At 74.8% G+C, this 22560-nt stretch carries 5 protein-coding genes; 4 read left to right on the forward strand and 1 reads right to left on the reverse strand.

From position 1 onward, the window contains the following. Positions 1-47: 47 nt before the first annotated feature. Both mhpA and ACZ6O2_RS31360 read left to right on the forward strand, forming a co-directional pair. Positions 48-1616, forward strand: a complete 1569-nt coding sequence (gene mhpA, locus ACZ6O2_RS31355) for a bifunctional 3-(3-hydroxy-phenyl)propionate/3-hydroxycinnamic acid hydroxylase MhpA (protein ID WP_466025439.1) — start codon at positions 48-50, stop codon at positions 1614-1616. Positions 1617-1647: 31 nt separating this feature from the next. Beyond that, the gene (locus ACZ6O2_RS31360) at positions 1648-2535 is read left to right on the forward strand and encodes a methyltransferase domain-containing protein (protein WP_350712358.1); all 888 of its coding nucleotides are present in this window, start codon (positions 1648-1650) and stop codon (positions 2533-2535) included. Between the two features lie 71 nt (positions 2536-2606). Here the strand turns inward: ACZ6O2_RS31360 and ACZ6O2_RS31365 are convergent, their stop codons facing one another. After that, positions 2607-3368 (reverse strand): thioesterase II family protein, encoded by a 762-nt coding sequence (locus ACZ6O2_RS31365; protein WP_466025440.1) that lies wholly within the window; start codon positions 3366-3368, stop codon positions 2607-2609. Positions 3369-3655: 287 nt separating this feature from the next. Here ACZ6O2_RS31365 and ACZ6O2_RS31370 point away from each other — a divergent pair, with 287 nt between their 5' ends. Then, a complete protein-coding gene (locus ACZ6O2_RS31370; RefSeq protein WP_466025441.1) occupies positions 3656-9241 on the forward strand; it encodes a type I polyketide synthase in 5586 nt (1861 codons plus the stop codon). Between the two features lie 31 nt (positions 9242-9272). Further along, positions 9273-22560, forward strand: a 13288-nt coding sequence (locus ACZ6O2_RS31375; protein ID WP_466025442.1) for a type I polyketide synthase, incomplete at its 3' end; no start/stop codon positions are given.

Here is a 22560-nt window from a genome sequence, read left to right on the forward strand (position 1 = left end):
GTCCCCACGACACCGTGTCCGACCGACCCCGCGAGGAACCGATACCGATGCTGATGACCGACGTGCTGATCGTGGGCTACGGCCCGGTGGGTGAGATGCTCACGATCCTGCTGGCGCAGCGGGGCCTCACCGTCACGGCGGTCGAGCGGTGGGCCACCCCGTACAACTTCCCGCGCGCCGTGTCGTACGACGGCGAGGCGAGCCGGATCCTGGCCGCCGCCGGGGTCGCCGACCGGCTCGGCCCGGTGGTGGAGTCGTCGGGCGAGTACACCTTCAAGAACGGCTTCGGGCGGACCCTGCTGCACGTCAAGGTGACCGGCGAGGGCCCGATGGGCTGGCCCGACTCGGTCTCCTTCTACCAGCCCGGCCTGGAGGCGCTGCTCGCCGAGCGGGGAGCGGAACTGCCGGGCGTCACGGTGCTGCGCCCGTACCAGGTGACCGGCCTGGCCGAGCACGACGACCGGGTCGAGGTCACCATCGCCGGGCCGGACGGCGAGGAGGTCCGCGCCGCCCGCTGGGTGATCGGGTGCGACGGGGCCAACAGCTTCGTCCGGGAGCACCTGGGCAGCGGCGTCACCGACCTCGGCTTCACGTACGACTGGCTGGTCTGCGACGTGGTGCCGCACGAGGCCCGCGAGTTCAAGCCGAACAACCTCCAGGTCTGCGACCCGGCGCGCCCCCGCACCGCCGTGTCGGCCGGCCCCGGACACCGGCGGTGGGAGTTCATGCGGGTGCCGGGGGAGAGCCGGGAGGAGTTCGAGAGCGTCGAGAGCGTCTGGCGACTGCTCGGCCTCTTCGACATCACGCCCGCGAACGCCACCCTGGAGCGGTACGGCGTCTACACCACCCAGGCGTGCTCTGCCGACCGCTGGCGCTCCGGCCGGATCCTGATCGCCGGCGACGCGGCGCACGTCATGCCGCCGTTCATGGGGCAGGGAATGAGTTCCGGTTTTCGGGACGCGATCAACCTCGCCTGGAAGCTGGACCTGGTGCACCGCGGCCTGGCCGACGAGGCCCTGCTGGACACCTACCAGGAGGAGCGCTGCGCCCACGTGCAGCACGCCATCCGGATGTCCATGGACTCGGGCACGGTGATCTGCGAGACCGACCGCGCCGCCGCGGCCGGCCGGGACTCCGTCATGCTCGCCGAACTGCGCCGCCGCACCGCCCGCCCGCGTACCCGTTCCCTGCTCGAGCCGCTGGCGGGCGGGGTCCTGCACCACCGGGGCGACGAGGCCGGTGCCGGCGTACCGATGCCGCAGGGACGCGTCGAGGTCGACGGCCGCGCCGGGCTCTTCGACGACGTCGTCGGCACCGGCTTCGCCCTGCTCTGCGCCGAGGACCCGGACGGCCTGCTCGACGCGGACGCCCGGGCCTTCCTGGATTCGCTCGACGCCCGGGTCGTCCGGGTCGTTCCCGCCGGCGCGCCCGCCCCCGAACCCGGCGCCGCGCCGACCGCGTACGACCTCGACGACGTGTACCTGCCCCTCCTCAAGCGGTACGACGCCGTGGCGGTGCTCGTCCGGCCCGACTTCTACGTCTTCGGCACGGCCGCCGACCCGGCCGGTGTGCCCGCGCTCGTCGAGGACCTGCGTCGGCAGGTCCGGCGCGGCTGATCAGCATTCCACCCACCGGAAGGAACACCACATGTTCGAGAACCTGAAGATCGCCGGCCGGGCGATCCGCACGGTCTTCACCGCCGACCCGATCACCCGGGTCCGGCGCTTCTACGAGATCCAGTCACCCGACGTGGAGTTCGCGGCGCGCCGCACCCACTACATGAACGTCGGCTACTGGGAGGACGGGGTCACCGACCTCGACACGGCGGCCGAGGCGCTGGCCGACAAGCTGGCCGACGCCGCCGGGCTCAAGCCCGACGACACCGTCCTCGACGTCGGCTTCGGCTACGCCGACCAGGACTTCAAGTGGCTGCGCGAACGCCGGGTCGCCAAGGTGTACGGCCTCAACATCACCCCGCACCACGTCGAGGCCGCGCAGCGCCGGGCGCAGGAGGAGGGCTTCGCCGACCGGACCGACTTCCGGCTGGGCAGCGCCACCGAACTGCCCTTCGAGGACAACACCTTCGACCGGGTCGTGGCGCTGGAGTCCGCCTTCCACTTCTACCCGCGCAGCGCGTTCTTCGCCGAGGCGCTGCGGGTGCTCCGCCCGGGTGGCGTGCTGGCCACGGCCGACATCATCCCGGTCAGCGCCAACGTCGTCCGGGCGGCCATCCAGTCGGGCCCGCTGAGCTTCGTCAAGTTCAGCATCCCGAAGGAGAACTGGCACGACCGGGACACGTACCGGCAGGAGCTGGTCGAGGCCGGCTTCGCCAACCCGCAGGTCGAGTCGATCAAGGACCAGACCTGGGAGGGCTGGCGGGCGTACATGGCCGACCGGACCAACGACCCCGAGTTCCGCGCCGTCGTCAAGCCCGCCGTGCGCAAGAGCATGGCCGCGCACTGGAAGAACCAGGACCTGATGAAGCGCGAGCTGGCGCAGCTCGACTACGTGATCGCGGTGGGCCACAAGCGGTGACACCCCCACACGGCCGAGGGGCCCGCCGACCGGTGGTGACACCGGTGGACGGGCCCCTCGGCCGGTCGGGATCAGATGGCCGGCGCCGCGGTCAGGGCCGTCGAGATGGCCCGCAGGACCGCCGCCTGGTGCTCGGCCAGGAAGAAGTGCCCGCCCGGGTAGACCTTCAGGTCGAACGGCCCGGTCGTGTGGGTCGACCAGGCGCCGGCCTCCTCGACCGTCGTCTTCGGGTCGTCGTCGCCCGTGAAGACGGTGATCGGGCAGCTCAGCGGCGGACCCGGCCGGTAGGTGTAGGTCTCCGCGGCCCGGTAGTCGCTGCGGATCGCCGGCAGCGCGGCCCGCAGCATCTCCTGGTCGCCGAGGACGGCCGGGTTGGTCCCGCTCAGCTTCCGGACGTCGGCCAGCAGGCCCTCGTCGTCGAGCAGGTGCACGGTCTCGTGCCGCGCCTGCGACGGCGCACGGCGGCCGGAGGCGAACAGGTGCGCGGCCGCACCGCCGTCCTGCTCGATCAGCCGGGCCAGCTCGAAGCCGACGCTGGCGCCCATGCTGTGCCCGAAGATGGCCACCGGCTCGTCCAGCCAGGGCCGCAGCACGGTGAAGACCTCCCGCGCGAGCTGGTGGAGGTCACCGATGCACGCCTCGTGGCGCCGGTCCTGCCGGCCCGGGTACTGGATCGCCAGCACCTCGACGCCGGGCGAGAGGCTGCGGGAGACGGGGAAGTAGAAGCTGGCCGACCCGCCGGCGTGGGGCAGGCAGACCAGCCGCCGGGCGCCGCCCGGCGCCGGGTGGAAACGTCGCACCCACAGGCCGTTGTCGGTATCTGGCGTGGTCATCCTCGGCGGTCCTTCCCGGCGGCTGGAGTTCCCGACCGGGCCGTACGCAGACCCGGTCGAGGCGACGCTAGTGCGACTGGTCGGCACCGGGACACCCCTAGCTGGCCGGACGCCTGGTTAGGGGTTGTCCGCGCTCGCGCACACCCAATAACTTCTCCCCGCAGATGGGGATCCTCGTGGCTCTCGGCCGAGCGAGCCGAACGACAGATACAGGTGTCGCCTGAGACTTCTGCGCATTCGTACCGTCGCTTACGTCGAGTCTCCGCCGTGCATCGCGATGGGCTGGGTTGATGGACACCGAAGACAAGCTCCGGGAGTACCTGAAGAGAGTCACCGCCGATCTGCGGCGGACCCGGCAACGGCTCCGTGACGTCGAGGCCGACGCGCAGCAGCCGATCGCGATCGTCGGCACCGGCTGCCGGTTCCCCGGCGGGGTGCGGACGGCCGAGGAGCTGTGGGACCTCGTCGCGGCCGGCGGGGACGCCATCGACTCCTTCCCCACCGACCGTGGCTGGGACCTGGACGCCCTCTACGACCCCGGGCGGTCCCGGCCGGGCACCTCCTCCGTGCGGGAGGGCGGCTTCCTGCCCGACGCCGCCGAGTTCGACCCCCGGCTGTTCGGGGTCTCGCCGCGTGAGGCCCTCGCCATGGACCCGCAGCAGCGGCTGCTGCTGGAGACGTCCTGGGAGGCGGTCGAGTCCGCGGGCATCGACCCCACCAGCCTGAAGGGCGCCCGCGTCGGCGTCTTCGCCGGCATGACCCACAACGGTTACGCCCACCCACCGGAGACGCCACCTGCGGGGGTGGAGGACTACCTGGGCCTCGGGAACGCCGGCAGCATCGCCTCCGGCCGGGTGGCGTACTCGTTCGGTTTCGAGGGGCCGGCGGTGACGGTGGACACGGCGTGTTCGTCGTCGCTGGTGGCGCTGCACCTGGCCGTGCAGGCGCTGCGGTCGGGCGAGTGCGACCTGGCGCTGGCCGGTGGCGTGACCGTGATGCCCACCCCGGCGGTGTTCGTCGACTTCACCCGGCAGGGCAACCTCTCGCCGGTGGCCCGGTGCCGGGCGTTCGCCGACGCGGCGGACGGCACGGCGCTCGCCGAGGGCGTGGGCGTGCTGCTGGTGCAGCGGCTGTCGGACGCGCGGCGGGACGGCCGGCGGGTGCTGGCGGTGGTGCGGGGTACGGCGGTGAACCAGGACGGTGCGTCGAACGGCCTGACCGCGCCGAACGGCCCGTCGCAGCAGCGGGTGATCCGGCAGGCGCTCGCGTCGGCGGGGTTGTCGGCGGGTGACGTGGACGTGGTGGAGGCGCACGGTACGGGCACCACGTTGGGTGATCCGATCGAGGCGCAGGCGTTGCTGGCGACGTACGGGCAGGGCCGGGACGAGCCGCTGCTGCTCGGATCGGTGAAGTCGAACATCGGCCACACGCAGGCCGCCGCCGGAGTCGCGGGCGTAATCAAGATGATCTCCGCGATGCGGGCGGGCGTGGTCCCGGCGACCCTGCACGTCGACGCGCCGTCGTCCCACGTGGACTGGTCGTCGGGTGCGGTCGAGCTGGTGACCGAGTCCCGGGCGTGGCCCAGTGTGGAGCGCCCACGGCGCGCGGGCGTGTCCTCGTTCGGCATCTCCGGCACGAACGCGCACGTGATCCTCGAACAGCCGGAGCCCGACGCCGATCCCGAGGTCGCAGCGGAGCCGGGGTCCGTCCCGGCAGATGCCGGGCACGCGCTCGCGGGGTTGCCGGTGCCGTGGGTGGTGTCGGCGCGGTCGGAGCGGGGCCTGGCGGGTCAGGCGGCGCGGTTGGCGTCGTTCGTGGGGGACCGGTCCGACCTCGCGGTGGCCGACGTGTCCTGGTCGTTGGCGACCTCGCGGGCGGCGTTGGAGCACCGGGCGGTGGTGTGGGGCTCGGACGCCGACGAGCTGGTGGCCGGCCTGTCGGCTGTGGCCGAGGGCCGGCCGGCGGTGTCGGGTGTGGTGTCGGCGGGTCGTCGGGCGGTGTTGTTCACGGGTCAGGGTTCGCAGCGCGTCGGCATGGGTCGTGAGTTGCACGACGTGTTTCCGGTGTACGCGGCGTCTTTCGACGCGGTGTGTGGAGAGATCGATCCGCATCTGCCGCGTCCGTTGCGTGAGGTGGTGTTTGCCGAGCCGGGCAGTCCCGATGCCGGTCTGGTGGATCAGACGGTGTTCGCGCAGGCGGGGTTGTTCGCGGTCGAGGTGGCGTTGTGGGAGTTGCTGTCGTCGTGGGGTGTGCGGGCGGACTTCCTGGCGGGTCACTCGATCGGTGAGGTGACGGCCGCGTATGTGGCGGGGATGCTTTCCCTGACCGATGCGTGTGTGTTGGTGGCGGCGCGGGGCAGGTTGATGCAGGCGTTGCCGGCCGGTGGGGTGATGGCGGCGGTCGGCGCGTCGGAGGGCCTCGTCGTCGAGCTGATCGATCTCACGGGTGCGGCGGTGGACGTCGCGGCGGTGAACGGTCCGGCGTCGGTGGTGGTGTCGGGTGCCGCCGGCGAGGTGGCGTCGGTGGTGGCGGCGTCTCGTGAGCGGGGGTGGCGGGTCAAGGAGTTGTCGGTCAGTCACGCGTTCCACTCGCGCCTGATGGATCCGATGTTGGACGAGTTCGCCTCGGTGGTGGCGGGGCTGGGCTGGCAGCCGCCGCGGATCCCGATCGTGTCGAACGTGACCGGCGCGGTGGCGGAGGCCGGGGAGGTCACCGATCCGGGTTACTGGGTGCGGCACGTACGCCAGCCGGTGCGCTTCGCCGACGCGGTGCGGACCCTCCACCAGCAGGACGTGACACAGTTCCTGGAGGTGGGCCCCGACGCCGTACTGACCGCGATGGCGCAGGACTGCGTCGACGCGACCGGCGACGTCCGGTTCACCGCCACGCTGCGCGCCGGTCACTCCGAGGCCGGCACGCTACGCACCGCCCTGGCCGAGCGGTACGTCACCGGCGGCCACGTCGACTGGGCCGGGTACCTCGCCGGCACCGGGGCCCGGCCCCGCACGGTCGACCTGCCCACGTACGCCTTCGACCACCAGCGCTACTGGCTCAACGCCACCACCAGCAACGGCGTGGGGGCGCCCGGCCTCGGCGTCCGCGCCGTCGGCCACGCGCTGCTCGGCGCCGCCGTACGCGTGGCCGACGACGACGTACGGGTCTTCGGCACCGAGTTGTCCGCGCGGACCCACCCGTGGCTCGCCGAACACGTCGTCTGGGACTCGGTGGTGGTGCCCGGCGCCGCCCTGGTCGAGATGGTCCTGCACGCGGGCACGCAGGTCGGCTGCGACGCGCTGGACGAGCTGACCCTGGAGGCGCCGCTGGCGCTCGCCGAGCAGGGTGCGCGGGCGGTGCAGGTGAAGCTGGGGACGGCGGACGACGAGGGACGCCGACCGGTCACCATCCACTCCCGCCCGGCGGCCGACCCCGACGGGGAGTGGGAGCGCCACGCGACGGGCGTCCTCGCACCCGCCGCACCGCAGCCCGACGCGTCCGATCCGGCGCCCTGGCCGCCCACCGCCGCCCACGGCGTCGCCGTCGACGCGATCTACACCGAGCTGTCCCGCCTCGGCGTCGAGTACGGCCCGCTCTTCCGCGGCCTGCGCGCGGTCTGGCGTACCGACGACGAGGTGTGCGCCGAGGTGGCGGTGCCCGACGGCACCGAGGTCACCGGCTTCGGCATCCACCCTGCCCTGCTCGACGCGGCGCTGCACGTCGTCGGCCTGCTCGACGAGGACGGGGAGGCGTCCGGGGTACGCCTGCCCTTCGCCTGGACCGGCGTCACCCTCGCGGCGGTCGGCGCGACCGCGCTGCGGGTGCGCGCCCGGCGCAGCGGCGGCGGGGTCACCCTGACCCTGGCCGATCCGGCCGACGCCCCCGTCGCCCGGATCGGCTCGCTGGTCTCCCGCCCGGTGACCGCCGACCAGGTACGCGGGGCCGGCGCGGGCGTCGACTCGCTGTTCGACGTCGCCTGGCAGGCGGTGCCGCTCGGTGGCCCGGCGGCCGCCCGCGCGGTGCTCCTCGGCGACGCTCCGTCCGGCCCGGCCGGCCTCACCACGATCGGGCTCGCCGAGCTGGCCGAGGCGGTCGACTCCGGCCGGCTCGACCCGGACCTGGTGCTGCTTCCGGCGTACGCCGACGACGAGCGTGCCCCCGTCCCCGCCGCCACCCGCACGCGGCTCGCCGCCGTGCTGACCGCCGTCCAGGGCTGGCTCGCCGACGACCGGCTGGCGGACCGGCGGCTGGTCGTGCTGACCCGGGGCTCCGTCCCCGCCGACGACGCCGACCGGGCGACGGACCTGCCCGGCGCCGCGGTCTGGGGACTGCTGCGCTCGGCCCAGGCGGAGCACCCCGACCGTCTCGTGCTCGTCGACCTCGACGAGGCGCAGCGACCGGAGCCCAACGGGACTGCCGGCACGGTCGAGCTGGTGGCCCGTGCGGTCGCCACCGGCGAACCCCAGCTCGCGGTCCGGGGCGACCGGGTGCTGGCGCCCCGGCTCACGCCCGCCGTCCTCGACCCGGCGTTGGGCGCCGAACCCGACCCCGACGGTACGGTCCTGGTCACCGGCGCCACCGGCGCCCTCGGCGGCCTGCTGGCCCGACACCTGGTCGCCGCGCACAAGGTGCGCCACCTGCTGCTGGTCAGCCGTCGGGGGCCGGACGCCCCCGGCGCGGCCGAACTGCTGGCCGGGTTGGCCGCGCTGGGCGCGCAGGCCCGGCTGGTGGCCGGCGACGTGGCCGACCGGGACACGGTCGCCGCCCTGCTGGCCGACATCCCCGCCGAGCACCCGCTCACCGGGGTGGTCCACGCCGCCGGCGTCCTCGACGACGCGGTGGTGTCGGCGCTGACCCCGGAGCGGATGTCGACGGTGCTCGCCGCCAAGGCCGACGCCGCCTGGCACCTGCACGAGCTGACCCGGGGGCGGAACCTCCCGATGTTCGTCCTCTTCTCGTCCGTCGCCGGCGTCCTCGGCGGCCCCGGGCAGGGCAACTACGCTGCCGCGAACGCGTTCCTGGACGGCCTCGCCCACCACCGGCGCGCCTCCGGCCTCGCCGCCACCGCCCTGGCCTGGGGCCTCTGGGCCGCCGACAGCGGGATGACCGGCGCCCTCGACGCCGCCCAGCGGCAACGGATGAGCCGCAACGGCCTCAGCCCGCTCGACACCGACCAGGGGCTGCACCTGTTCGACGCCGCCCTTCGCGGCGGTCGCCCCCAGATGGTGCCGGCGCTGCTCGACCTCGCCGCGCTGCGCCGCCAGTCCGACACCGGTCAGCTTCCGGCGCCGCTGCGGGGCCTGGTCCGGGCCCGGCGGCGCGTCGTCGTCGACGGCGGCGACGGGCCGTCCTTCGCGCAACGCCTCGCCGGCACGCCGGAGGCCGAGCGCGGCCGGCTGGTGGAGGAACTGGTCAAGGCGCAGGTCATCGAGGTGCTCGGCTACCCGCCGGCCACCGTCATCCCGTCCGGGCAGACGTTCACCGGCCTCGGCTTCGACTCGCTGACCGCCGTGGAGCTGCGCAACCGGCTGACCGCCGCCACCGGGATCCGGCTGCCGGCGAGCCTGATCTTCGACTGCCCCACGCCCGCCGCGCTCGCCGACTTCCTGCTGGCCGACGCCGCGCCGCCCGCGCCCGCGTCGAGCCTGCTGGCCGAGCTGGACCGGCTGGAGGCCGCGTTCGCCGCGACCGGGCCGGACGAGCTGGAACGACTGGCCGGCGACGACGACACGCGGACCGCCGTCGCGGTCCGCCTCCGGGCGCTGGTCACCAGGTGGAGCGACGCCACCGACCGCCCGGCCGACGTCAGCCAGGCCATCGACGATGCCTCGGACGACGAACTGTTCGACTTCATCGACCAGAAGTTCGGCCGATCCTGACCACGAGTCCGCCGCTTGCCCCTAGCGACAGGTGATCACCCCGATGGCGAACGAAGCCAAGCTCCGCGAGTACCTCAAGCGCGTCACCGCTGACCTGCACGAGACCAGCGAACGCCTGAGGGCCGTCGACGAGCAGAACCACGAGCCCATCGCGATCGTGGGGATGAGCTGTCGCTACCCGGGCGGGGTGCACAGCCCCGAGGCGCTGTGGCGGTTGGTCGAGTCCGGCGCCGACGCCGTCACGGAGTTCCCGGCCGACCGGGGCTGGGACGTGGCGAACCTCTACGACCCCGACCCGGACGCGCACGGCAAGTCGTACACCCGGGAGGGTGGCTTCCTGCACGACGCCGGCGAGTTCGACGGCGGTTTCTTCGGCATCTCCCCCCGCGAGGCCCTGGCGATGGACCCGCAGCAGCGCCTGCTGCTGGAGGTCGCCTGGGAGGCGGTCGAACGGGCCGGCATCGCCGCCGACTCGCTCAAGGGCAGCCGCACCGGCGTCTTCACCGGCGTCATGTACCACGACTACGTGTCCCGCCTGAACGGCGTGCCGGAGGAGGTCGAGGCCTTCGTCGGCACCGGCAACCACGGCAGCGTCGTCTCCGGCCGGATCGCCTACACGTTCGGGTTCGAGGGCCCGGCGGTCACGGTCGACACCGCCTGCTCGTCCTCCCTGGTGGCGCTGCACCTCGCCGTGCAGGCGCTGCGCTCCGGCGAGTGCACCCTCGCGCTGGCCGGCGGCGTCACCGTCATGTCCAGCCCCGACACGTTCATCGGGTTCAGCCGCCAGCGCGGCCTGTCCCCGGACGGGCGGTGCAAGTCCTTCGCCGCCGCCGCCGACGGCACCGGCTGGAGCGAGGGCGCCGGGCTGCTGCTGCTGGAACGGCTCTCCGACGCCCACCGCAACGAGCACCCCGTGCTCGCCGTGGTGCGCGGCACCGCGGTCAACCAGGACGGCGCCTCGAACGGCCTCACCGCGCCGCACGGCCCGTCGCAGCAGCGGGTGATCCGCCAGGCGCTGGCCAACGCGCGGCTCTCCCCGGCCGACGTGGACGCGGTGGAGGCCCACGGCACCGGCACCCGCCTCGGCGACCCCATCGAGGCGCAGGCGCTGCTCGCCACGTACGGCCGGGACCGGGCCGACGACCAGCCGCTGTGGCTCGGCTCGATCAAGTCCAACCTCGGGCACACCCAGGCCGCGGCCGGCGTCGCCGGCGTGATCAAGATGGTCATGGCGATGCGGCACGGCGTCCTGCCGAGGACCCTGCACGTCGACGAGCCGTCCCCGCACGTCGACTGGTCGGCCGGCGCGGTGAGCCTGCTCCGCGAGCCGCGCCCGTGGCCACGCGGGTCCCGGCCGATGCGCGCCGGCGTCTCCTCCTTCGGCGTCAGCGGCACGAACGCCCACGTCATCGTCGAGGCCGCCCCGCCCGCGCCGCAGCCGACCGCCGGCACCGACGCCGTCGCCGGACCCGACCCGCTGCCGTGGGTCGTCTCCGCGCGCAGCGCCGCCGGGCTCACCGCCCAGGCCGACCGGCTGCGCTCCTGGCTCGCCGACCACCCCGACGCCGCGCCGGCCGCGGTGGGCCGGGCCCTGGCCGCCGGACGGTCCACCCTCGAACACCGGGCCGTGCTGCTCGGGACCGACCGGGACGAGCTGGTCGCCGGGCTCGCCGCGCTGGCCGACGGCGTCCCGGCCGCGTCCGTGCGGCGCGGGGTCGCCAGCCCCACCCGCGTCGCGGTGCTCTGCACCGGCCAGGGCGCCCAGCGGGTCGGCATGGGCCGGCAGCTGTCCGCCGCCTTCCCGGTCTTCGCCGCGGCCTTCGACGCCGCCTGCGCGGAACTGGACCGGCACCTCGACCGGCCCCTGCGCGAGGTCCTCGACGGTCCCGCCGACGTGCTCGACCGCACCGGCTACGCCCAGGCGGCGCTGTTCGCCGTCGAGGTGGCCGCCTACCGGCTCGTCGAGTCCTGGGGCGTCGTGCCCGACTTCGTGGCCGGGCACTCGGTCGGCGAGGTGGCCGCCGCGCACGTCGCCGGCGTGCTGTCGCTGCCGGACGCCGCCCGCCTGGTCGCCGCCCGGGGCAGCCTGATGCAGGCGCTGCCCACCGGCGGCGCGATGGTGGCGGTCCGCGCCACCGAGGCCGAGGTGCGCCAGCACCTGGAGGCCGCCGACGAGGCGGCCGGGGCGGGGCTGGCCGCCGTCAACGGCCCGGAGTCCGTCGTCGTCTCCGGCGACGAGGACGCCGTGCTGGCGGTCGCCGAACACTTCGCGGCCCTCGGCCGGCAGACCAGGCGACTGCGGGTCAGCCACGCGTTCCACTCCGCCCGGATGGACCCGATGCTCGACGCGTTCGCCGACGTGCTCGGGCAGTTGACCTTCGCCGCCCCCCGGATCCCCGTGGTCTCCACCGTGACCGGCGGGGTGCTCACCCCGGACGAGGTCGGCTCGCCGGCGTACTGGCTGCGCAACGTCCGGGAGACGGTCCGCTTCGACGCGGCCGTGACCGCCCTGCGCGAGCTGGGCGTGGGCGCGTACGTCGAGGTGGGCCCCGGCGGGGTGCTCTCCGCGCTGACCCAGGAGATCGTCGGGTCGGACCAGGCGGTCTGCGCCCCGGTGCTGCGCGCCGACTCCGACGAGGCGGCGACCGCGCTGGCCGCCGCCGCCACCGTCTGGGCCCGGGGCGTGCCGGTGGACTGGGCCGCCCTGTTCGACGGCCCGCCCGTGCCGGTCGACCTGCCGACGTACGCGTTCCAGCGCCAGCGCTACTGGCTGCTGCCCCTGCCGCAGGCCGCCGATGTGACCGCCGCCGGGCTGACCCCGACCGGCCACCCGCTGCTCGGCGCGGTGTTCCGGTCGGCCGACGGCGACGAGGTGACGCTCACCGGCCGGCTGTCGGTGGAGAGCCAGCCCTGGCTGGCCGAGCACGCCGTACGCGACGTGGTGCTCTTCCCCGGCACCGGTGTCGTGGAGCTGGCGTTGCGGGCCGGCGCGGAGGTCGGCGCGGACCGGCTCGCCGAGCTGACCCTGGAGGCGCCGCTGGTGCTGCCGGAGACCGGCGGCGTCGACGTGCAGGTCGCCGCCGAACGGGCCGGCACCGACGCGTGGCAGCTCACCGTCCACGCCCGCCGCTCCGGCACCGACGACCTGTGGGTCCGGCACGCCACCGGCCTGCTCACCCCGGGACCGGGGGAGGCCGGGACCCCGCTGACGGCGTGGCCGCCGGCCGGCGCCGTCGCCCTCGACGTGTCCGAGCTGACCGGCCGGGCGGCGGACGCCGGATTCGCGTATGGCCCGACCTTCTCCGGGCTGCGCGCCGCGTGGCGGCTCGGTGCCGACGTCTACGCCGAGGTCGCGCTGCCCGAGCCGGCGGCCGGCGAGGCCGGCGGGTACGGGCTGCACCCGGCGCTGCTCGACGCCGCCGTGCAGGCGGTCGGGCTGGGCATCGTCGACCCCGGCCAGGCCCGGCTGCCGTTCTCCTGGTCCGCCGTCACGCTGTCCGCCCACGGCGCCGACACGCTGCGGGTACGGCTCACCCCCACCGGCCCGGACACGGTGGCCATGCTGGTCGCGGACGCCGCCGGCGAGCCCGTCGCCCGGATCGGGTCCCTGGTGCTGCGGCCCCTGCCGGCCGGAGACCTGTCCTCCGGCGGGCCCTCCTGGCGTCGCTCGCTGTTCCGCCTCGACTGGCCCCGGCACGCCGGCAGCGCCGGCGCGCCCGACGACACGACCTGGGCCGTGCTCGGCGACCGCCCCGCGCCACTGCCGTCCGGCGTGGCCGCCGCCCGGCACCCCGACCTCGACGCGCTGGTCGACGCCGGGGTGCCCGACGTCGTGCTGTTCCCGGTGGCCGGTGCCGCCGCGACCGGCCCCGACCCGGTCCACGGCCTGCTCGCCGAGGTCCTCGGCGTGCTCCAGGGCTGGCTCGCCGCCGAGCCGCACACCGGCGGATCCCGGCTGGTCGTGCTCACCCGCGGTGCCGTCGCCGTGGACGACGCCGCCGAGGTGGAGGACCTGGCCGGCGCGGCCGTCTGGGGTCTGCTCCGCTCCGCGCAGGCCGAGCACCCCGGCCGGTTCCTGCTCGTCGACGTCGACGACCCGGACCGCTCCGCCGCCGCCCTCGCCGGCCTGCTGTCCGCCGAGGAGCCGCAGGCGGCCGTGCGGAACGGCGTGGTCCGGGTGCCCCGGCTCGTCGCCGCCACCGAATCCGACGCCCCGGCCTCGTCGCCGGACCCGGACGGCACGGTCCTGGTCACCGGCGGCACCGGCGCCCTGGGCGCACTGACCGCCCGCCACCTGGTCACCCGGCACGGGGTCCGCCACCTGGTGCTCACCAGCCGGCGCGGGGCCGACGCGGACGGCGTCGCCGACCTGCTCGCCGAGCTGGCCGACCTGGGCGCGACCGCGACGGTCGAGGCGTGCGACGCCGCCGACCGGGACGCCCTGGCCGCGCTGCTGGACCGGATCGACCCCGCCCACCCGCTGACCGGCGTGGTGCACACCGCCGGCGTGCTCGCCGACCGCACCCTGACCTCGCTCACCGCCGAATCCCTCGCCGAGGTGCTCCGGCCCAAGGTGGACGCCGCCGCGCACCTGCACGAGCTGACCGCCGACCTGGACCTCGGCCTCTTCGTCACGTACTCCTCGGCGGCGGGCGTGACGGGCAGCCCCGGCCAGGCCAACTACGCCGCCGCCAACGCCTACCTCGACGCGCTCGCCCACCGGCGACGGGCCGCCGGCCGCCCGGCGCTCTCCCTGGCCTGGGGGCCGTGGGCCGAGTCGGGCGGCGGCATGACCGCCGGCCTCGACCGGGCCGACACCGACCGGCTGGCCCGCGCGGGCGTGCGCCCCCTCCCGCAGGCGGACGGCCTCGCCCTCTTCGACGCCGCCCTGCTGACCGGCCGGCCGGTGGCGGTGCCGATGACGCTGGACGGCCCGGCGCTGCGCACCCAGGCCGAGGCGGGCACCCTGCCGCCCGTGCTGCGCGGGCTGGTCCGGGCGCCCCGCCGCCGCGCCACGCGGACCGGCCCGGCCGGGACCGCCGCCCTCACCGGACAGCTGGCCGGGCTCGACCGCGAGGAGCGCGCCGCGGCCCTGCTGCGGCTCGTCCTCGACCAGGTCGCGGCGGTGCTGGGGTACGCCGACGCGTCCGCCGTCGAGGCCGCGCGTCCGTTCACCGACCTGGGCTTCGACTCGCTGACCGCCGTCGAGCTGCGTAACCGGCTGGGCGCGGTCACCGGCCTGCGGCTGCCGGCGACTCTGGTGTTCGACCACCCGACGCCGCTCGCCCTGGCCGACCACCTGGACGCCGAGACCGGCGCGGACGCCGACCCGCTGCCGGCGGCGGTCGCCACCGTCGCGGCGCTCGACGAGCCGATCGCGATCGTCGGGATGAGCTGCCGCTACCCCGGCGGCGTACGCTCCCCGGAGCAGCTGTGGGACCTCCTCGCCGCCGGTGGGGACGGCATCACCGACTTCCCCGCCGACCGGGGATGGGACCTCGACGAGCTGTACGACCCGTCCGGCACGCGCCGGGGCAGCAGCTACGCCCGCGAGGGCGGCTTCCTGGCCGACGCCGGTGACTTCGACGCCGACCTGTTCAAGATCTCGCCGCACGAGGCCCTCGCCATGGACCCGCAGCAGCGGCTGCTGCTGGAGACCTCGTGGGAGGCGATCGAGGACGCCCGGATCGACCCGCTCACGCTCCGGGGCCGCCCCGTCGGCGTGTTCGCCGGCATGATGTACCACAACCACGCCGCCGGGCTGGCCGACGTGCCGGAGACCCTCGACGGCTACCTCGGCGTCGGCACGGCGAGCAGCGTGCTGTCGGGCCGGGTGGCGTACTCGTTCGGTTTCGAGGGGCCGGCGGTGACGGTGGACACGGCGTGTTCGTCGTCGTTGGTGGCGCTGCACCTGGCCGTGCAGGCGCTGCGGTCGGGCGAGTGCGACCTGGCCCTCGCCGGCGGCGTCACCGTCATGGCGACCCCCGAGACGTTCATCGACTTCTCCCGCCAGCGGGGCATGTCCCCCGACGGCCGGTGCAAGTCGTTCTCGGACGACGCGGACGGCACGGGCTGGTCCGAGGGCGTGGGCGTGCTGCTGGTGCAGCGGCTGTCGGATGCGCGGCGCGACGGCCGCCGGGTCCTGGCGGTGGTGCGTGGCACGGCGGTGAACCAGGACGGCGCGTCGAACGGTTTGACGGCGCCGAACGGTCCGTCGCAGCAGCGGGTGATCCGCCAAGCCCTCGCGAACGCCCGGCTGACCGTGGCGGACGTGGACGCGGTGGAGGCGCACGGCACGGGCACGACGTTGGGTGACCCGATCGAGGCGCAGGCGTTGCTCGCCACGTACGGGCAGGACCGGGACGACCACGACGCGCTGCTGCTCGGTTCGGTGAAGTCGAACATCGGTCACACCCAGGCGGCGGCCGGCGTGGCCGGTGTGATCAAGATGATCCTGTCGATGCGGCACGGGGTGGTCCCGGCGTCGCTGCACGTCGACGAGCCGTCGTCGCACGTGGACTGGTCGTCGGGTGCGGTCGAGCTGGTGACGCAGGCGCGTGAGTGGCCGGCGGTGGGGCGTCCGCGTCGCGCGGGCGTGTCCTCGTTCGGCATCTCCGGCACCAACGCCCACGTGATCATCGAGCAGGGCGAGCCGGAGCCCGTCCGGGCGCCTGTCGTGCCGGTGAGGGTGCCGGTGCCGTGGGTGGTGTCGGCGCGGTCGGAGCGGGGTCTGGCGGGCCAGGCGGCGCGGTTGGCGTCGTTCGTGCGGGACCGGTCCGACCTCGCGGTGGCCGACGTGTCGTGGTCGTTGGCGACGTCGCGGGCGGCGTTGGAGCACCGCGCGGTGGTGTGGGGCTCGGACGCGGACGAGCTGGTGGCGGGCCTGGCGGTTGTCGCCGAGGGTCGGTCGTCGGTGGCTTCGGGTGTGGTGTCGGCGGGTCGTCGGGCGGTGCTGTTCACGGGTCAGGGTTCGCAGCGGGCCGGCATGGGCCGTGAACTGTACGAGGCGTTCCCGGTCTTCGCGGCGTCCTTCGACGCGGTGTGCGCGGAGATCGATCGACATCTGCCGCGTCCTCTGCGGGAGGTGGTGTTCGCCGAGCTGGGCACTGCGGACGCCGCTCTGCTGGATCAAACCTTCTTCGCGCAGGCGGGGTTGTTCGCGGTCGAGGTGGCGTTGTGGGAGTTGCTGTCGTCGTGGGGTGTGCGGGCGGACTTCCTGGCGGGCCATTCGATCGGTGAGGTGACTGCTGCCTACGTGGCGGGGATGTTGTCGCTGCCGGATGCGTGTGCGTTGGTGGCGGCGCGGGGTCGGTTGATGCAGGCGTTGCCGGCCGGTGGGGTGATGGCCGCGGTCGGCGCGGCCGAGGCTGCGGTGCGCGAGGTCATCGAGGCGTCGGGTGCGGCGGTGGACGTCGCGGCGGTGAACGGTCCCGCGTCGGTGGTGGTATCGGGTGCCGCCGACGAGGTCGCCTCGGTGGTGGCGGCGTCTCGTGAGCGGGGTTGGCGGGTCAAGGAGCTGTCGGTCAGTCACGCGTTCCACTCACGGTTGATGGATCCGATGTTGGACGAGTTCGCGTCCGTCGTGGCGGGGCTGGGCTGGCAGCCGCCCCGGATCCCGATCGTGTCGAACGTGACCGGCGCGGTCGCGGACACGGCGGAGGTCACCGACCCGGGTTACTGGGTGCGGCACGTGCGGCAGGCGGTGCGGTTCGCCGACGGGGTGGCGGCGCTGCGGGAGCAGGGCGTCGACACGTTCCTGGAGGTCGGTCCGGACGCCGTCCTCACCGCCATGGTGGCGGAGATCGTCGCCGACGTGCGGCGGATCCCCACGTCGCGGCGGGACCAGGCGGAGGTCGACGCGCTGACCTCGGCCGTCGGGCAGTTGTGGGTCGCGGGTGCCGCGGTGGACTGGGCGGCGTACCACGGCCAGGCCGGTGCCCGGCCGCGCGTGGTCGACCTGCCCACGTACGCCTTCGATCATCGACGTTACTGGATCAATGCGGCGACGCGGTCCTACCGGCCCCCGGCCGCCGGGGGTACCGCTGCCGACGAGGACTTCTGGCGGGCCATCGAGGCGGAGGACGTCGCGAGTCTCGCCGAGAGCCTGGCCGTCGACGCCGACGCCCCGCTCGCGGCCGTGCTACCGGCGCTGTCCACCTGGCGACGTCGCCGGGACGCCGAGGCCGCCCTCGACTCGTGGCGCTACCGGGTGGCGTGGCAGCCGCTCACGGACGAGCCCGCCCGTGCCGAGGCGACCGAGTTCCTGCTCGTCGTACCGGCCGACGCGGGCGCGGCCGTGACGGACTGGGTGACCGCCCTCGGCGTCGACGGCGCGCGGGTCGTCGAGGTCGACGCCGCCTGCGACCGCAAGCGCATCGCCCACGACCTCGTCGAGGCGTCGGCCGGCAGCGACGGCGACCCGCTGCCCGTGCTCTCCCTCCTCGCGATCGACGACCGGCCGTACGCCGGGGCCGCTTCCGTTCCGGCCGGGCTCGCCGGCACCGTCGCGCTCGCCCAGGCGCTCGGGGACGCCGGGGTCGCCGCCCGACTCTGGATCGCCACCCGCGGCGCGGTCTCCGTCGGGTCCCGCGACCGGCACGTCGACCCCGTGCAGGCGATGGCGTGGGGCTTCGGCAGCGTGCTGCGGGCCGAGCACCCGCACCGCTGGGGTGGGCTCGTCGACCTGCCCGAGCAGCCGGACCAGGGTGTCGTACGCAGGCTCCGTACGCTGATCGGCGGCACCGGCCGGGAGGACGAGGTCGCCCTGCGCCAGGCCGGTGCCCACGCCCGCAGGCTGGTTCGCGCGACGGACCGCGACGCCGGCCCACGCCGTTCCCGGACGCCGCGCGGCACCGTGCTGATCACCGGCGGCACCGGCGCCCTCGGCGGCCACGTCGCCCGTGCGCTGGCCGGCGATGGCGCCGAACACCTCCTGCTCGTCAGCCGGCGCGGTCCCGAGGCGCCCGGCGCCGCCGCCCTCGCCGAGGAACTCACCGCGCTCGGCAGCAGGATCACCGTCGCGTCCTGCGACGTCGCCGACCGGGCCGCGCTCGCGGTCCTGCTCGACTCGATCCCCGACGAGCTTCCGCTGACCGCGGTCGTGCACACCGCCGCCGCCCTCGACGACAACGTGGTCGACGCGGTGAGCGTCGACCAGCTCGCCACCGCGCTGCGGGCGAAGGTCGACGCCGCGCGCAACCTGGACGAGTTGACCCGGGGCAGGGACCTCTCCGCGTTCGTCCTCTTCTCCTCGCTCGCCGGTCTCCTGGGCGCCGCCGGCCAGGCCACCTACGCGCCCGGCAACGCCTTCCTCGACGCCCTGGCGCAGCGGCGTCGCGCGGAGGGGCTGCCGGGGACCTCGCTCGCCTGGGGCCTGTGGGCCGACGGCGGCGTGAGCGCCGGCGAGTTCGAGCAGCGGCTGAGCCGCACCGGGTTCGGCGCGATGGCGCCGGAAACGGCCGTGCGGGCCCTCACCCGGGCGCTCGACCGCGACGAGACGTACCTCGTGGTGGCCGACATCGACTGGGCCCGGGTGGCCGCCGGCGGCCGACGGCACGCCCCGCTGGTCCGGGACCTGCTGGCCGCGGCCGGTCCGGCGGCAGCCCCCGACGCCCCCGCCCCGGCGGCCGACCTGCGCCTTCGCCTGTCCGGAATGTCCGGCACGGAGCAGATGCACGCGCTCCGCGAGCTCGTCCGTGCCGAGGTCGCCGCCGTGCTGGGCCACGAGTCCGCCGAGCGGGTGGCGCCGGATCGGGCGTTCCAGGACCTGGGCTTCACCTCGCTGGCGGCGGTCGAGCTGCGCAACCGGCTCGACGCGGCCACCGGCCTCGCGCTGCCGAGCACGCTCGCGTTCGACTACCCGAACTCGACCGTCCTCGCCGGGCACATCCACGCCGAGCTGCTCGGCGGGCAGGCCCTTCCCGGCGCCACCGCGTCGACCGGCCCCGTCGTGGGCGACGACCCGATCGTCATCGTCGGCATGGGCTGCCGGTTCCCCGCCGGAGCCGAGTCCCCGGACGGGCTCTGGGCGCTGCTGACGGCCGGCGTCGACGCGATGTCCGGATTCCCGACGAACCGGCACTGGGACCTGGAGTCGCTGGCCGACCCCGGCTCCGAGGGGAACGACCACTCCTACGTCACCCGAGGGGCCTTCCTGGCCGACGCGGGCGGCTTCGACGCGGAGTTCTTCGGGATCTCGCCCCGTGAGGCCCTCGCCATGGACCCGCAGCAGCGGCTGCTGCTGGAGGTCACCTGGGAGGCGTTCGAGGACGCCCGGATCGAACCCCTCGCGCTGCGCGGCAGCCGCGTCGGGGTGTTCGCCGGCACCAACGGACAGGACTACGAGACCGTCGTGCGTCAGGCCGGCGAGTCCCTCGCCGGGTTCGGCGCGACCGGTGCCTCGGCGAGCGTGCTGTCGGGCCGGGTGGCGTACTCGTTCGGTTTCGAGGGGCCGGCGGTGACCGTGGACACCGCGTGTTCGTCGTCGTTGGTGGCGCTGCACCTGGCCGCGCAGGCGCTGCGGTCCGGCGAGTGCGACCTGGCGCTGGCCGGCGGTGTGACGGTGATGGCGACTCCCGGCGCCTTCATCGAGTTCTCCCGCCAGGGCGGGCTGTCGGCGGACGGCCGCTGCAAGGCGTTCGCCGAGTCGGCGGACGGCACCGCGTGGGGCGAGGGCGTCGGCGTCCTGGTCGTGCAGCGGCTGTCGGACGCGCGGCGGGACGGTCGTCGGGTGCTGGCGGTGGTGCGGGGTACGGCCGTGAACCAGGACGGTGCGTCGAACGGGTTGACGGCGCCGAACGGTCCGTCGCAGCAGCGGGTGATCCGGCAGGCGCTCGCGTCGGCGGGGTTGTCGGCCGGGGACGTGGACGTCGTCGAGGCGCACGGCACCGGCACGACGCTCGGTGACCCGATCGAGGCGCAGGCGTTGTTGGCCACGTACGGGCAGGGCCGCGGCGAGGCTGCGCCGCTGCTCCTCGGCTCGGTGAAGTCGAACATCGGTCACACGCAGGCGGCGGCCGGCGTGGCGGGGATCATCAAGATGATCCTGGCGATGCGGGCCGGGGTGGTGCCGGCGTCGTTGCACGTGGGCGAGCCGTCGTCGCATGTGGACTGGTCGTCGGGTGCGGTGGAGCTGGTGACGCGGGCGCGTGAGTGGCCGGCGGTGGGGCGTGCGCGTCGGGCGGGTGTGTCGTCGTTCGGCATCTCGGGCACGAACGCGCACGTGATCCTGGAGCAGCCGGAGTCCGCGCTGGAGCTTGAGCCGGCACCTGCGGCGGTGGAGTCCCTGGCCGGGTCGGATTCCGTTTCGGCGCCTGTCGTGCCGGTGAGGGTGCCGGTGCCGTGGGTGGTGTCGGCGCGGTCGGAGCGGGGTCTGTCGGGTCAGGCGGCGCGGTTGGTGTCGTTCGTGCGGGGCCGCTCCGACCTCGCGGTGGCCGACGTGTCGTGGTCGTTGGCGACGTCGCGGGCGGCGTTGGAGCACCGTGCGGTGGTGTGGGGCTCGGACGTGGACGAGTTGATGGCGGGCCTGGCGGCTGTCGCCGAGGGCCGGTCGTCGGTGGCTTCGGGTGTGGTGTCGGCGGGTCGTCGGGCGGTGTTGTTCACGGGTCAGGGTTCGCAGCGGGCCGGCATGGGCCGTGAGCTGTACGACGCGTTCCCCGTGTTCGCCTCGGCCTTCGACGAGGTGTGCGGGCATCTGGATGACCTGTCGCCGCGTCCGCTGCGGGAGGTGGTGTTTGCCGAGCCGGGCAGCTCCGAGGCCGGTTTGTTGGATCAGACGGTGTTCGCGCAGGCGGGGTTGTTCGCGGTTGAGGTGGCGTTGTGGGAGTTGTTGTCGTCGTGGGGTGTGCGGGCGGATTTCCTGGCGGGTCATTCGATCGGTGAGGTGACTGCTGCCTACGTGGCGGGGATGCTGTCGCTGCCGGATGCGTGTGCGTTGGTGGCGGCGCGGGGTCGGTTGATGCAGGCGTTGCCGGCCGGTGGGGTGATGGCCGCGATCGGCGCTGCGGAGCAATCGGTCGCCGAGTTGATCGCGGAGACCGGTGCGGCGGTGGACGTCGCGGCGGTGAACGGTCCCGCGTCGGTGGTGGTATCGGGTGCCGCCGACGAGGTCGCCTCGGTGGTGGTGGCCTCTCGCGAGCGGGGTTGGCGGGTCAAGGAGCTGTCGGTCAGTCACGCGTTCCACTCGCGGCTCATGGACCCGATGTTGGACGAGTTCGCCTCGGTGGTGGCGGGGCTGGACTGGCGGGTGCCGCGAGTGCCCGTGGTGTCGAACGTGACCGGCGCGGTGGCGGATCCGCTGGCGCTGGTGGATCCGGGTTACTGGGTGCGGCACGTGCGGCAGGCGGTGCGGTTCGCCGACGGGGTGGCCGCGCTGCGGGAGCAGGGCGTCGACACGTTCCTGGAGGTCGGCCCGGACGCGACGTTGACGGCGATGGTGGCGGAGATCGTCGGCGACGGGGTGGTGCGACGGATTCCGACGTCGCGGCGGGACCAGGCGGAGGTCGACGCGTTGACCTCGGCCGTCGGGCAGTTGTGGGTCGCGGGCGTCGCCGTCGACTGGGCGGCGTACCACGGCCAGGCCGGTGCCCGGCCGCGCGTGGTCGACCTGCCCACGTACGCCTTCGACCACACCTGGTACTGGCCCGAGGCGGCGCCCTCGACCCGTCGGGACGCCCACGCCGATGCCCTCGACGGGCGGTTCTGGGCGGCAGTGGAGTCCGGCGACCCCGACCGGATCGGCGGCGAGTTGGGCGTCCACGCGGACGAGCCGTTCAGCGAGGTCCTGCCGAAGCTCGCGCAGTGGCGGCGGGCCGCCCGGCAGCAGTCCGTCGTGGACTCCTGGCGGTACCGGGTCGAGTGGCGGCCGGCCGCGGTGGCCGGGCGTGCGGGCCTGACCGGCACGTGGTTGGTGCTGATCCTCCCAGGCCAGGAGGACCACCCGCTGCTGGCCGGGCTGTCGGCGCGGGGCGCCGAGGTGGTCCCGGTGGTGCTGGATGAGTGGGACCGTGACCGCATCGCGCGCCAACTGACCGAGGCGCGGGAGACCCGTGGACCGGTCGCCGGCCTGGTCTCGCTGATCTCGCTCGCCGGCGCGGGCGTGGTGGAGGCCATGACCGTGGCGCAGGCGCTGGCCGTGGCGACGGTCGACGCTCGCTTGTGGTGGCTCACCTCCGGTGCGGTTGCCGTGGACGACTCGGAGACCCTGGGCGACCTCTCCGCTGGTGCGGCGGTGTGGGGTTTGGGTCGGGTGGTGGGTTTGGAGTTGCCGTTGCGGTGGGGTGGGTTGGTGGATGTGTCGGGTGTGTGGGATGGGGGTGTGT

Source organism: Micromonospora sp. NPDC048040 (genome assembly GCF_055587185.1).